Source organism: Gordonia sp. OPL2, from assembly GCF_003797825.1.
Classification (GTDB): domain Bacteria; phylum Actinomycetota; class Actinomycetes; order Mycobacteriales; family Mycobacteriaceae; genus Gordonia.
Window position 1 is genome coordinate 56,815 of sequence record NZ_RKME01000020.1, and the last position, 12,021, is coordinate 68,835.

The window sequence follows — 12,021 nt, forward strand, 5'->3', positions numbered from 1 at the left end:
CCCGATACGCAGATGACGGAGAACGTAACGGTGAGCGTTACGTTCTCCGTCATCTGATCAGGGGGACCACGACCAGGGTGGTCGCGGCCACATCCCTAGAATCACCGGTATGAGTGACACCGCCACCGCACCGATCACGATCCCCGCCGACCTCCTGCCGTCGGACGGCCGCTTCGGTTGCGGTCCGTCCAAGGTGCGCCCCGAACAGTTGCAGTCCCTTGTCGACACCGGCGCATCGGTGTTCGGCACCAGCCACCGTCAGGCTCCAGTCAAGAACGTCGTCGGTTCCATCCGCGCCGGACTCGCCGAACTGTTCGCGCTCCCCGAGGGTTACGAGGTCGTCCTCTCCAACGGCGGCACCACCGCATTCTGGGACGCCGCGGCCTTCGGCCTGATCAAGCAGCGCTCGCTGCACCTGACCTACGGCGAGTTCTCGTCGAAGTTCGCGACCGTCGCCAAGAAGGCCCCGTTCCTGGACTCACCGTCGGTGATCTCGACCGACCCCGGCACGGCTCCGGACCCGGCCGCGTTGACCGCCGACGACTTCGGTGGCATCGACCTCATCGGCTGGGCGCAGAACGAGACGTCGACCGGCGTCTCCGTGCCGGTCACCCGGCCCGCCGGTTCCGACGACGCGCTGGTCGCGATCGACGCAACCTCGGGCGCCGGCGGACTGCCGGTCGAGGTGGGCGATTCCGACGTCTACTACTTCGCGCCGCAGAAATGCTTCGCCTCCGACGGCGGGATCTGGATCGCCCTGATGAGCCCGCGCGCCATCGAACGCATCTCCCAGATCGCCGAGACCGACCGCTGGTGCCCGGAGTTCCTGTCGCTGCCGACCGCGGTCGACAACAGCAGCAAGAACCAGACCTACAACACCCCCGCGGTCGCATCGCTGCTGTTGCTCGACAATCAGATCCAGTGGATGCTCGGCCAGGGCGGGCTCGACTGGTGTGTCTCCCGGACCGCCGACAGCAGCTCACGGCTGTATCAGTGGGCGGAAGCCAGCGAGTTCGCCACGCCCTTCGTCACCGATCCCACGCAGCGCAGCCAGGTCGTCGGCACCATCGACTTCGACGACGACGTCGATGCCGCTGCCGTCGCCAAGGCGCTGCGCGCGAACGGCGTCGTCGACACCGAGCCGTACCGCAAACTCGGCCGCAACCAGCTGCGCGTCGGTATGTTTCCGGCGATCGACCCCGACGACGTGAGCAAGCTGACCGAGTGCATCGACTTCGTCGTCGACAAGCTCTGAGGGACGGCGCACCCCAACTGCACAACGATCCCTGAGGAACGAAGCGATAGCGGACCTTCCCACGATCCCTGAGGAACGACGCGTTAGCGAAGTGTCTCGAAGGGCCGCCCTTCGAGACACTCGGCTGGCGCCTCGTTCCTCAGGGACCGGACTGAAAGACCGCGCTCGTTCCTCAGGGACCGGACTGAAAGACCGCGCTCGTTCCTCAGGGACCGGGAGCCCGCGCTCGATCCTCAGGAACCGGACCGGGAGCGCGCTCGTTCCTCAGGGACCGGAGTGGACGATCGCGCTCCTTCCTCGGGCCGGAAGAGAAGCGCAGGCGCCGCGTCAGTGACCATCAGGTGACACACCTGTAGCCTGGGCCCCATGGGTCACATCGGCAACAACCTTGCTGATCTGCGGTTTTGCCGCGTGTCCCGCGCTCGGAGCAGTCCGGGCTGGATTACCCTGACCGCAATGCCCGCACTCGTGGTGACTGGAGGAGGAGCAGATGCGTGAGCTTCGCGTCGTCGGCGTAGAGACCGATGGCAATCATGTCATCTGCCAGGACTCCGAGTCGGGTGAGAAGTTCCGGATCGCAGCCGATGAGCGTCTCCGCGCCGCGGCCCGCGGTGACATCTCACGATTGGGGCAGATCGAGATCGAAATGGAAAGCTCACTCCGGCCACGCGAAATCCAGGCCCGCATCCGTGCGGGCGCCACCGTGACCGAGGTCGCCGCACTCGCCGGCGTCCCGGTCGACAAGATCGAGCGTTTCGCTCACCCCGTCCTGCTCGAACGCTCCCGCGCGACCGAACTGGCATCGCTGTCCCATCCGATCCGCGAGGACGGGCCGTCGGTCTCCACTCTGGGCGAGGTCGTCACCGAGGCCTTCACCGCGCTCGGCCACAGCCAGCAGGACGTCGAATGGGACGCGTGGAAGGGCGACGACGGCCACTGGGTCGTGCAGGTCGGCTGGCATGTGGGACGCACCGACAACCACGCGCACTGGCGGTTCCAGCCGGGCGCCCACGGCGGCACCGCAGATCCGCTCGACGATCTCGCCGACGAGTTGACCCACCCCGAGACGATCACCCCACGTCGTCGACTCACCCCGGTGGCCACCCCCGACCTCGCTCCCAGCACGGAGCCCGCTCCGGTGTCCGGTCGCTCGGCCGACGGCCACGACGAGGTCACCTTCGATGCCGATCGCCTCATCGACGCGCAGCGCACCCGGTCGGGCGCGATCCCGCCGACTCACGACGAACACGGAACCGTCGCACTGGACTTCGGGTCCGCCGACGACACCGACCGCTGGAGCGAACCCGCACCCGAGGTGACCGCCGACCCCCGGGACGAGGACGCCGCGTCCGAGACCGACGATGACAGCGCGCCCGCTGCGACGACCGCCTCCGGCGAGTCCGCCGACGGTTCGGACCCGACACCCGCCACGCCGCGACGTCGCTCCCGCAAGCCTGCCGTCCCGGCGTGGGAAGACGTACTCCTCGGCGTCCGCAGCAACGGCAACAGCTAACCTCTATCGACGTGTCGGCACGCGCAGTCACCCTCTGGTTCATCGACAGCGACGATCCCGTCGCACTCCTCCGCGGATGTGCGGCGAATGACGTTGTCGCATCGCAGAAGTTGGCGGAGGCCATCTACGGTGACCGGGTCCTTGTCCCGGTCGCCGACACGAGCCTGGCCGCTGCGGCATCCGCCCAGGACGCCCACGTCTACGCCGGTTGGTACGGCCGTCTCGCCGTGATCTCCTGCTCGCTGTTCGCCACGACCGAGCCCTCCACCCTCACCCGGACGATCGCGTCCATCCGGCAGAGCGCGTCGGCCACGCTGCTGGTCACCGACCCGGATCGCTCGGTGGGTGCGTTCGCCCGATGGGAGAACGGCGAGTTGCGCCGATCGTTCGCCGCCGACCCGATCACCATCGTCGAGGACACCGGCCTCCCCTATCCGTTCGAAAGGCCATTCTGGGCAGGCGATTTCCCGCTGCAGTACGCCCCGGGCGTCGGACCCGAACCTCTCGCCCTGCCGTTCCATCCGCAACAACTCGCCGAGCAGTCGAACCGGGAGTGGCTCGGATTCCGGTTCACCCCACCGTTCGTCGAGACCGATCTCGATCCGAACCGGATTCCCGTCACCGCGTTCGCCATTCACCCCTCCGACTATGTCCCGTCGGCTGCGGACTGGGAGCGATACCAGAATCGCAGCGGAGTCGCGACGGTCGCTCCGGAACCCGAACCGGCCGGGGACGCCCAACCGCCGACGCGGCGACGCGGGAAGTTGGCGCGGTACTTCGGCTTCGGCTGACGGTCCACACATGATCCCCGGGGAACTCCAGGGCGCCGGCGGCGGTGTGTCACGAAGGCGCCCTTCGTGACACTCGGCTGGCGCCTCGTTCCTCAGGGACCGAATGTCCGTGACACTCGGCTGGCGCCTCGCTCCTCAGGGTTCGACTCGCGAGAGATGCGCAGCTCAGCGTCCGAGCGCGAGAAGCGCCACGGCCGAACCCGATCCGGCCAGCAGTCCGATGAGGCTGCCCCAGACGATCCACCGCCAGACGGGTCGATCGCGCAGATCCCACAGGGTCCATCCCAGGCCGACGGTCACGACGACGACGGCGGCCACCCCCAGCCAGGGCACGAGCCCGCCGATCAGTTCGTAGACGCCGACGAGCAGGAACGTCGCGAAGAGTGCGCAGGCGACGGTCACGATGATCCCCAGACCCCAGGGCGTCGGCTCGACGACACGATCGTCATCGGCCGCCGACGACGCGAGCGCAGCAGCGGACAGACGCCGGAGACGCTCCCGGCCGGGTGAGGTCATGCGTCCATGGTGCCGGATCGGGCTCGTTCGTAGAACGCGATTGCCGCGGCCGTCGCCACGTTGAGCGAATCGGTGCCGCGACTCATCGGGATACGGGCCCGGACATCGCTGACGCGCATGGCCGTCTCGGACAGACCTGGCCCCTCCGCGCCCACCAGGAATGCGATCCGATCGGCGTCGACCGCCGAGGCGAGCGGGACCGAACCCTCTCCCGGGGTGAGTGACACGAGCCGGAATCCCGCGTCGCGCACCGCACTCAGATCCCGCGGCCAGTCGTCGAACCGCGCGAACGGTACGAGCAGCGCATGTCCCATCGAGACGCGAACGCACCGTCGGTACAGCGGGTCGGCGCAGCCCGCGCCGAACAGGACGGCATCCACCCCCAGGCCTGCGGCGTTGCGGAAGATGCTGCCGATGTTCTCGTGGTCGTTGACACCTTCGAGAATCGCGACGGTCCGTGCCGTCGTGATCACCTCGTCGACCGGCAGGGCCGGTGCTCGGCGAGCCGCACCCAGCACGCCACGGTTCAGGTGGAAACCCACGACCTCGGCCATGACCTCGGCACTCGCACGGTAGAACGGCACACCTTCGAGCGACGGATCCATGAGGTCGCCGGCCAATTCGGTCAGCCGCTTGTCGACGCCGAGAAACGCGTGCGGCGTGAAGCGCGACGCGATCATGCGTTGCGCGACCAGAACGCCCTCGGCGATCACCAGTCCTTTGCCCACACGCCCGCCGGGGAGGGCGGGCAGATCGGGTCGGCGGTCGACCGAGTTGAGATCGCGGAAATCGTCGACTCGAGGATCGGCGGGGTCGTCGATGTCGACGACGTCGACTCGGATGCTGTCCACCTCGACAGTCTGCCAAGCCTCCTCGAGCCCCCTTCGGGCAGGCCATTGGCGCTTTCGGCGGGGTTGGGCGATGGCCGTCGAACGCGTTGTGAAACGGTTGACGGGTGAGTATTCCGCAGGCCGCATCGTCCGAACTCACCGTGGCTCGTGCCACCGACGACGACTGGGACGAGATCTTCGCGACCGACGCCCGAGCTTTCTTGTTCACCAATCCGCTGTCGGCGGCCGAGCAGGCGGACATGCGCGGGAAGGTCGACAACGCCGACGTCGTCCTCGTCCGCGATCCCGATGGTCTGGTCGGTCGGCCGCTCGTCGGGGTGTCGATGTTCTACCGCATGACGATGACCGTGCCCGGCGGGACGCAGCACCCCGCAGCCGGACTGTCGTGGGTGTCGGTGGCCGGTACACATCGTCGCCGCGGCATTCTGCGGACGATGATCACGCAGCTGTTCGATCAGTGGGAATCCGAGGAGCAGGTGTTCGCCATCCTCACCGCGAGCGAGGCGACCATCTACGAGCGGTTCGGTTTCGGCCCCGCGTGCTTCTCCACCGAGATCACCGTCGACCTCGGCTCGGCGAAGGTCCGCCGACGGGCCGACCGCAAGTCGTCGCCGGTCAACTACGCCACCGCCGATGACATCGCGGCCCGGATCCCCGAGTTGCACGCCCGATGGGCGGCGACCACCCCGGGCGCGCTCGGCCGATCTCGGTCCTGGTGGGACCCGATCCTGGCCGACCGCGAATCGCAACGCCCGGCGCAGAGCAGCGGGCTGCACTATCTTCTGCATCCCGACGGCTACGCGAGTTACCGGATCAACACGTCCGTCGAACCCACCCGCGCCGACGTCGCCGAGGTCTTCGCCGTCACCGACGACGCGCACACCGATCTGTGGCGCGTTCTCGTCGGTCTCGATCTGCTGCCCACGCTCACCGCGTCCATCCCGGTCGACGATCCGCTGCGGGCGAAGCTGACGAACCATCGCGCGGTGTCGGTGACCGGCATCGACGACAAGATGTGGTTGCGCATCCTCGACGTCCCGCGCGCGCTGACATCGCGCAGCTACTCCGCCGACCTGGATGTCGTCATCGAGGTGACCGACGAGTTCCGTGGTCGTGGGGGCGTCTACGACCTGTCGATCCGCAACGGCGGCGCCATCGTGGTGCCGAGCGAGGCCACGCCGACGGTCCGGCTCGACATCTCGGTCCTCGGCTCGCTGTTCCTCGGCGGCATGACCGCGCGCACCTTCGCGGCCGCCGACCGGCTGTGGACGGACACCCCCGAGACGCTCGAGTGCCTCGACCGCGCATTCGCCACGACACCCGCCCCGTTCGCCGGCACGTTCTTCTGAGGCGCGAGTTCTTCCGGGGACGAGAGTTCTTCTGGGGCCAGAGTGCCTCGGAGACGAGCCGATCCCAGGTTTAGTGAACCGCGGCTAGCGGTTCCGGAGGTTCAGCGAATCCAGCATCGGGGACGGTGGCCTGGTGCCAACCCCTCAGTGGCCGTCGTCGCCACCGTTGATGATCTTGGAGATGATCGGCACCACCGCCGCGAGCGTCTCGCGTTCGGACGGCGTCAGTTCGTCGAGGCGTGCGCTCAGCCATTCCTCGCGCGCGTCGAGTTCAGCGTTGATCACGTCGCTGCCGCGGTCGGCCAGCGTCACGATCGCCTGACGGCCGTCGGTCGGATGCGGCTCTCGACGGACCATGCCCATATCCGACAGCGAGGCGATGACCCGCGTCATCGACGGCGGTTGGACCCGTTCGGCGGTGGCCAGTGCGCCGGGGGTCATCGGGCCCTCGTGATGCAGTGTCGACATCGCCGACAACTGCGTCAGCGACACGACCTTGCTCACCCGTCTCCCGCGGAGCCGTCTCGCCAATCGCACGATGGCCAGGGACAACTCGCCGGAGAGCGTCCGGTCCGACATGTCGAGATCCTGGAGGTCGGGGTGTGTGAGTGTCATGTCGCAGGTGTCCTGTTCGTGCGATCTGTTTCTGAGACCACGTGTTTTCCGATGCTAAGCGTAATTCACTTCCGCGTCGGTGCCATGCGATAGCGGCATTTGCCCACAACGGACGTTGCAGATTGGTCTCTTTGATCGACGCCCGCTCAGCCGATGAGGTCGGAGATCGGTCCCCGTGCGAAGTAGGCGACGAACACCGCGGCGACGATCCAGAGCAGCGGATGCACCGTGCGCGCCTTCCCGGACGCCGTCGCCATGACCACCCAACTGATGAATCCGACGCCGATGCCGTTGGCGATCGAGTACGTGAACGGCATGGTGACGATGGTCAGGAAAGTAGGCAGTGCGTAGGCGAACTTGGTGAAGTCGATCGATGCCACCTGACCGATCATCAGTGCGCCGACGACGACGAGTGCCGGGGCGACCGCCTCCAGGGGAATGACCTCGTACAGCGGGGTCAGGAACATCGCGACCAGGAACAACACTCCGGTCACGATGTTCGCGAGACCGGTTCGCGCACCCTCCGCGATGCCCGACGCCGATTCCACGAAGACCGTGTTCGACGAGGACGACGCGACACCGCCGGCGATCGCGCCCGAACCCTCGACGACGAGTGCGCGGCCGATGCCGGGCAGGTTTCCCTTCTCGTCGGCCAGGCCGGCCTCCTTGCCCAAGCCGGTCATCGTTCCCATCGCGTCGAAGAAGTTCGACAGCACCAGCGCGAAGACGAAGACAGACGCGGCCAGGACACCGATCCGGGTGAACGCGCCGAAGAGGTCGACATCGCCGACGAGGCTCAGGTTCGGCATCCCGCCCACACCGCTGGGCAGATCCGGCACCGACAGACCCCAGCCCTTCGGGTCGTCGACACTCGAGCCGAGGTCGAGGGTTGCCTCGAGGATGATCGCGACGACCGAGGTGATCACGATGCCGATCAGCAGACCGCCGGGCACCTTGCGCACCACCAGCACCCCCATCAGCAGCACCCCGAGGCAGAAGATGAGCGTCGGGACAGTGGTGATCGAGTTGTCGCTGCCGAGCTGCACCGGCACCGTGGTTCCCGCGGCATCCGGGATCCGGCGGACGAAGCCCGCGTCGACGAACCCGATGAACGCGATGAACGCACCGATACCGGCCGCGATGGCCGCCTTCAGTTCGGCCGGGACCGCGTTGAAGACTGCGGTGCGGAAGCCGGTCACCGCGAGCAACACGATGATGATGCCGTCGATCACGACGAGACCCATCGCCTCCGGCCAGGTGACCTCCGGTGCGATCGACACCGCGAGGAGACTGTTGATCCCGAGTCCGGTGGCGATCGCGAACGGGTAGTTGGCCACGAGTCCGAAGATGATCGACATGACGCCGGCGACGAGTGCGGTGACCGCCGCGACCTGCGCGAGCGGGAGCACGTTGCCGAGGACGTCGGCGTTCTTCTCGCCGCCGGGGATACCGCCGATGATGATCGGGTTCAGCACCACGATGTAGGCCATCGTGAAGAAGGTGACGAGGCCGCCACGGATCTCACGACTGAGCGTCGACCCACGCTGACTGATCTTGAAGAATCGATCAAGCGTCCCGGCGGGTGCCGTCGGCGCTGTTCCGGTTGCCGTCGGCGGTGGGTCTGCGGGTGGTGACGCCGCGTTCGATGAGGAGGTGGGCGCCGTCGATGACTCCGTGGGCTCGATCGACGATTTCGTGGGCTCGCTCGACGGGTCGGTGGGCACAGTCGAAAGTTACTCTGATGCCATGCCCGACGCATCCGACATCCCCGAACTCCCGCGCGCCCTCCGAGCCCCCGAACCCGTGATCATCGCGGGCATGGTCGCGTGGCTCGTGGCCACGGTGGTGGTGTGGGTGACCGGGTGGGGCGGAGATCGGGCTGTGCAGGTCTGCCTTGTCGGACTCGCCGTCGGCGTGCTCGGCACGACGATCTTCCTCGTCCAGCGAGCGGCATCACGGCGAGGAGATCGGACGGCGCAGCAGGGGCTCGACTGATCCCGATCAGTTGGACGGGAAGTTCACGACGTCGAGATCCATCGGCATGGCGTCGGTGACCTTCTTGTCGACGGGTTCGGCCGCATACGGCACCGGCCCACCGGTGGTGATCAGCTGATCGAGTTGATCCTCGGACCGTAGGCGATGAGCCACCGTGAACTGCTTGAACTCGTAGGGAATCCCGGACGCCCGCAACGGGTCCGGCCCGTCCATCGCATGGAAGTGCAGATGCGGCGCGTCGGAGTTGCCGCTGTTGCCGAGGAGTCCGACGACCTGCCCCGGGCTGAGCTTGTCCCCGACCTTGACGCGCACGCTCCCGGGCTTGAGGTGCGCATAGAACACGAAGACACCGTCGGCGACCTTCGCCACCACGTGGTTGCCGCCGTACTGATCGAGCTGCAGGCCGGTCGGGCTCGTGCCGGGTACCTGATCAGGGAGTCCGTCGACAACCCCGACGACCGTGCTGTCGGCGACAGAGTGGATGTCGTCGCCGTAGTAGGCATAGGACGACAACGATGCGGGATCGCCCACGTACAACTTGCCCGCGGAGTCGAGCCGGACCCAGTCGATGGCGAATCTCTCGGCGAGCCAGAATCTTCCGTTGATCGGGTTGGCGGCCATACGGTGCGCGCTGGTGCCGCAGCATCCGTCGCCGTTCAACCACCCATCGCCGTACAGCGGAGTGTCCACGAGAAGCGCCTTCTGTTGGGACACCGTCACCGTGATGGGCTCGGCGATCACCGCCGGGATCAGCGGCGGCTGCGGCTTCGAGGGTGCGACGGTCAGCGTGTTCGACAACGAGGTCGGTGTCGATGCTCCCTCGGGCACCACCACGTCCAGCGTGAGACGGGCGTACTCACCCCCCGCGAGATCGAGTCCCGGTGCCCCACTGCCCCGGCGCGTGAGCGCGGTCAGCGTGGGACCTTGCAGCGTGAGCAGGGACTGCCCGCCCGCGCTGACCTCGAGGGACCGGATGGCGACCGGATCCGGGGTCACGTTGGTCAGCAAGAGTTCATAGGCGAGGTGGGTGTCGCCGTCAGAACCGATGACCGGGATCGGATCGTCGACAGCCGTCGCATTCACCGGCGTGATGACGTCGGCGCCCTGCGACGTCGGGCCGGCCGCGCCCGACGACGGGACCGCGGACGCGCTCGACGACGAGGCTGTGGACGAACTGTCCGACGAACAGCCTGCGATGGTCAGCGCTGCGGCGCATCCGAGGGCGGCGGCCACGATGCCGCGGCGTCGGATTCCGGTGGCGGGCGGTGCGATCATGGGCGTCTCCTGATCCAGGCCCCGAACCCGATTGCAGATTCTTCCATCAGGTGGCCGGCGTGGTGGGCGGATTGGGAGGATCGCGCATGCGCCGACTGTGTCCAGTTTTTCGCCGAGTGTGCCCGCGGTGGGCACGCTCGGTGAAGTTCTGGACACAGTCGGCGACTTGTCGTCCGAACTCCGCAGCCCTTGACGCGCGCGAGTGGTGAATGTACGTTCATTCATCATGAGCAGTCAGTCACATACCGCACCGATCGAAGGAGTCGACACCATGGACTACGAGGACATCGAGTACACCGTCGAGGGGCCCGCCGCGATCATCACGATGAACCGGCCGCAGCGGTACAACGCTTTTCGCGCGAAGACCGTCGAGGAGATGATCAACGCGTTCCGCCGGGCGTGGGCCGATCGCGACGTCCAGGCCGTCATCCTGACCGGAGCCGGCGAGAAGGCGTTCTGCACCGGCGGCGACGTGAAGCAGCGTGCCGAGACCGGCGACTACGGGCCGTCGGAGAGCGGCATGTTCGAGATCGGCAACCTGCACAAGACCATCCGCGACATCCCTAAACCGGTCATCGCTGCGGTCAACGGACTCGCCATCGGCGGTGGCCACGTCCTGCACGTGCTCTGCGACCTCACCATCGCCGCCGACACTGCACGCTTCGGACAGTCCGGGCCCAAGGTCGGGTCTTTCGACGCCGGGTTCGGTTCGGCCTTCCTGGCGCGGGTCGTCGGCGAGAAGCGCGCACGCGAGATCTGGTACCTGTGCCGCCAGTACGACGCCGAGACAGCGCAACAATGGGGTTTGGTGAACTGGGTCGTCCCGGCCGCCGACCTTCTCGACGAGGCCAAGAAGGTGGCGGGCGAGATCGCCGAGAAATCGCCCACCGCGATCCGATTCCTCAAACAGAGCTTCAACGCCGACACCGATCACCAGGCCGGCCTGTCGAATCTGGCGATGAGTGGTCTGGATCTGTTCACCCACCACACGGACGAGGGTGCCGAGGGCGCACAGGCATTCGCCGACAAGCGCATGCCCGAGTTCAACAAGTTCGCCGCAATCTGACCCACTGCACGTGATCACCTCAGACAGGACTCCGAACATCATGGACAACACCAGCATCGCCGTCGTCACGGGCGCCGGCTCCGGGATCGGCCGCGCCATCGCCGAGGCCTTCGCCGCACAGGGCACCACGGTCGTCGCCGCCGACCTCGATCTGGATGCGGCCAAGCGGACCGCCGAGACCAGCCCGGCGATCATCCCGATGGCCGTCGACGTGGCGGATCGGACAGCCGTCGACGCGCTGCGCGACGCGGTCACCGCCGAGGTCGGCGTCCCCGACATCCTCGTCAATGCGGCCGGATGGGATCGCACCGATCAATTCCTCAACGCCACCACCGAATTCGCCGAGAAGGTCGTCGCGATCAACTATCTCGGACCGGTCCACATGGCCAGCGCATTTCTGCCCGGCATGGTCGACGCATCGGCGAGCGACGGGTGGACGGGTGGGCGCGTCATCAATCTCGCCTCCGACGCAGGCCGGGTGGGCAGTGCCGGGGAGAGCATCTACGCCGGCGCCAAGGGCGGCGTGATCGCCCTGTCGAAGTCGTTGGCGCGTGAGATGGCCCGACACCAGATCACGGTGAACGCGGTGTGTCCCGGGCCGACCGACACCCCGCTGTTCCAGGCCCAGCCGGAGAAGCTGAAAGAAGCTCTCGTCAAGGCGATCCCGTTTCGACGACTCGCCCGGCCCGATGAGGTCGCGGCCCCCGTCCTGTTCTTCGCCTCCCCCGCGGCGTCCTTCATCACCGGTCAGGTGATGAGCGTCAGCGGCGGCCTCACCATGGCCGGGTGATCGGC

Annotated in this window: 12 protein-coding genes; 7 read left to right on the plus strand and 5 right to left on the minus strand. The window is 67.3% G+C overall.

Features of this window, described 5'->3' with window-relative positions; translation table 11 throughout:
• The first annotated feature begins 109 nt into the window (after positions 1-109).
• The 3 genes from serC (at position 110) to EEB19_RS17980 (ending at position 3,559) form a co-directional block, all read left to right on the plus strand.
• The gene (gene serC, locus EEB19_RS17970; protein WP_187588714.1) at positions 110-1,255 is read left to right on the plus strand and encodes a phosphoserine transaminase; all 1,146 of its coding nucleotides are present in this window, start codon (positions 110-112) and stop codon (positions 1,253-1,255) included.
• A gap of 490 nt (positions 1,256-1,745) precedes the next feature.
• Positions 1,746-2,768 (plus strand): septation protein SepH, encoded by a 1,023-nt coding sequence (gene sepH, locus EEB19_RS17975; RefSeq protein WP_187588715.1) that lies wholly within the window; start codon positions 1,746-1,748, stop codon positions 2,766-2,768.
• An 11-nt stretch (positions 2,769-2,779) separates the two neighbouring features.
• A complete protein-coding gene (locus EEB19_RS17980) occupies positions 2,780-3,559 on the plus strand; it encodes a hypothetical protein (RefSeq protein WP_187588716.1) in 780 nt (259 codons plus the stop codon).
• A 165-nt stretch (positions 3,560-3,724) separates the two neighbouring features.
• Here EEB19_RS17980 and EEB19_RS17985 read toward each other — a convergent pair whose 3' ends face one another.
• Together EEB19_RS17985 and EEB19_RS17990 are read right to left on the minus strand one after the other, a co-directional pair.
• Positions 3,725-4,075: a DUF2537 domain-containing protein gene (locus tag EEB19_RS17985; protein ID WP_187588717.1), complete on the minus strand. Its 351-nt coding sequence runs from the start codon at positions 4,073-4,075 to the stop codon at positions 3,725-3,727.
• A complete protein-coding gene (locus EEB19_RS17990; protein WP_187588718.1) occupies positions 4,072-4,926 on the minus strand; it encodes an RNA methyltransferase in 855 nt (284 codons plus the stop codon). Before EEB19_RS17990 ends, EEB19_RS17985 begins: the two co-directional genes overlap by 4 nt.
• Positions 4,927-5,030: 104 nt before the next feature.
• On the opposite strand from EEB19_RS17990, the gene EEB19_RS17995 reads away from it, so the two are divergent.
• A complete protein-coding gene (locus EEB19_RS17995; RefSeq protein WP_187588719.1) occupies positions 5,031-6,275 on the plus strand; it encodes a GNAT family N-acetyltransferase in 1,245 nt (414 codons plus the stop codon).
• A 144-nt stretch (positions 6,276-6,419) separates the two neighbouring features.
• Here the strand turns inward: EEB19_RS17995 and EEB19_RS18000 are convergent, their stop codons facing one another.
• Together EEB19_RS18000 and EEB19_RS18005 are read right to left on the minus strand one after the other, a co-directional pair.
• Positions 6,420-6,890, minus strand: a complete 471-nt coding sequence (locus EEB19_RS18000; RefSeq protein WP_262365753.1) for a MarR family transcriptional regulator — start codon at positions 6,888-6,890, stop codon at positions 6,420-6,422.
• A 146-nt stretch (positions 6,891-7,036) separates the two neighbouring features.
• On the minus strand, positions 7,037-8,575 hold the full coding sequence (locus EEB19_RS18005; protein WP_262365760.1) for an NCS2 family permease: 1,539 nt from the start codon (positions 8,573-8,575) through the stop codon (positions 7,037-7,039).
• 61 nt (positions 8,576-8,636) lie between these two features.
• On the opposite strand from EEB19_RS18005, the gene EEB19_RS18010 reads away from it, so the two are divergent.
• Complete coding sequence (locus EEB19_RS18010; RefSeq protein WP_187588721.1) at positions 8,637-8,885, plus strand: DUF2530 domain-containing protein; 249 nt, start codon at positions 8,637-8,639, stop codon at positions 8,883-8,885.
• 6 nt (positions 8,886-8,891) lie between these two features.
• Here EEB19_RS18010 and EEB19_RS18015 read toward each other — a convergent pair whose 3' ends face one another.
• Positions 8,892-10,160 (minus strand): M23 family metallopeptidase, encoded by a 1,269-nt coding sequence (locus EEB19_RS18015; protein WP_187588722.1) that lies wholly within the window; start codon positions 10,158-10,160, stop codon positions 8,892-8,894.
• Positions 10,161-10,431: 271 nt separating this feature from the next.
• On the opposite strand from EEB19_RS18015, the gene EEB19_RS18020 reads away from it, so the two are divergent.
• Positions 10,432-11,226, plus strand: a complete 795-nt coding sequence (locus EEB19_RS18020) for an enoyl-CoA hydratase-related protein (RefSeq protein WP_187588763.1) — start codon at positions 10,432-10,434, stop codon at positions 11,224-11,226.
• Between the two features lie 40 nt (positions 11,227-11,266).
• Positions 11,267-12,016 carry an SDR family NAD(P)-dependent oxidoreductase gene (locus tag EEB19_RS18025; RefSeq protein ID WP_187588723.1) on the plus strand — a complete coding sequence of 250 codons (750 nt, stop codon included), beginning with the start codon at positions 11,267-11,269 and terminating at the stop codon, positions 12,014-12,016.
• Positions 12,017-12,021 lie beyond the last annotated feature (5 nt).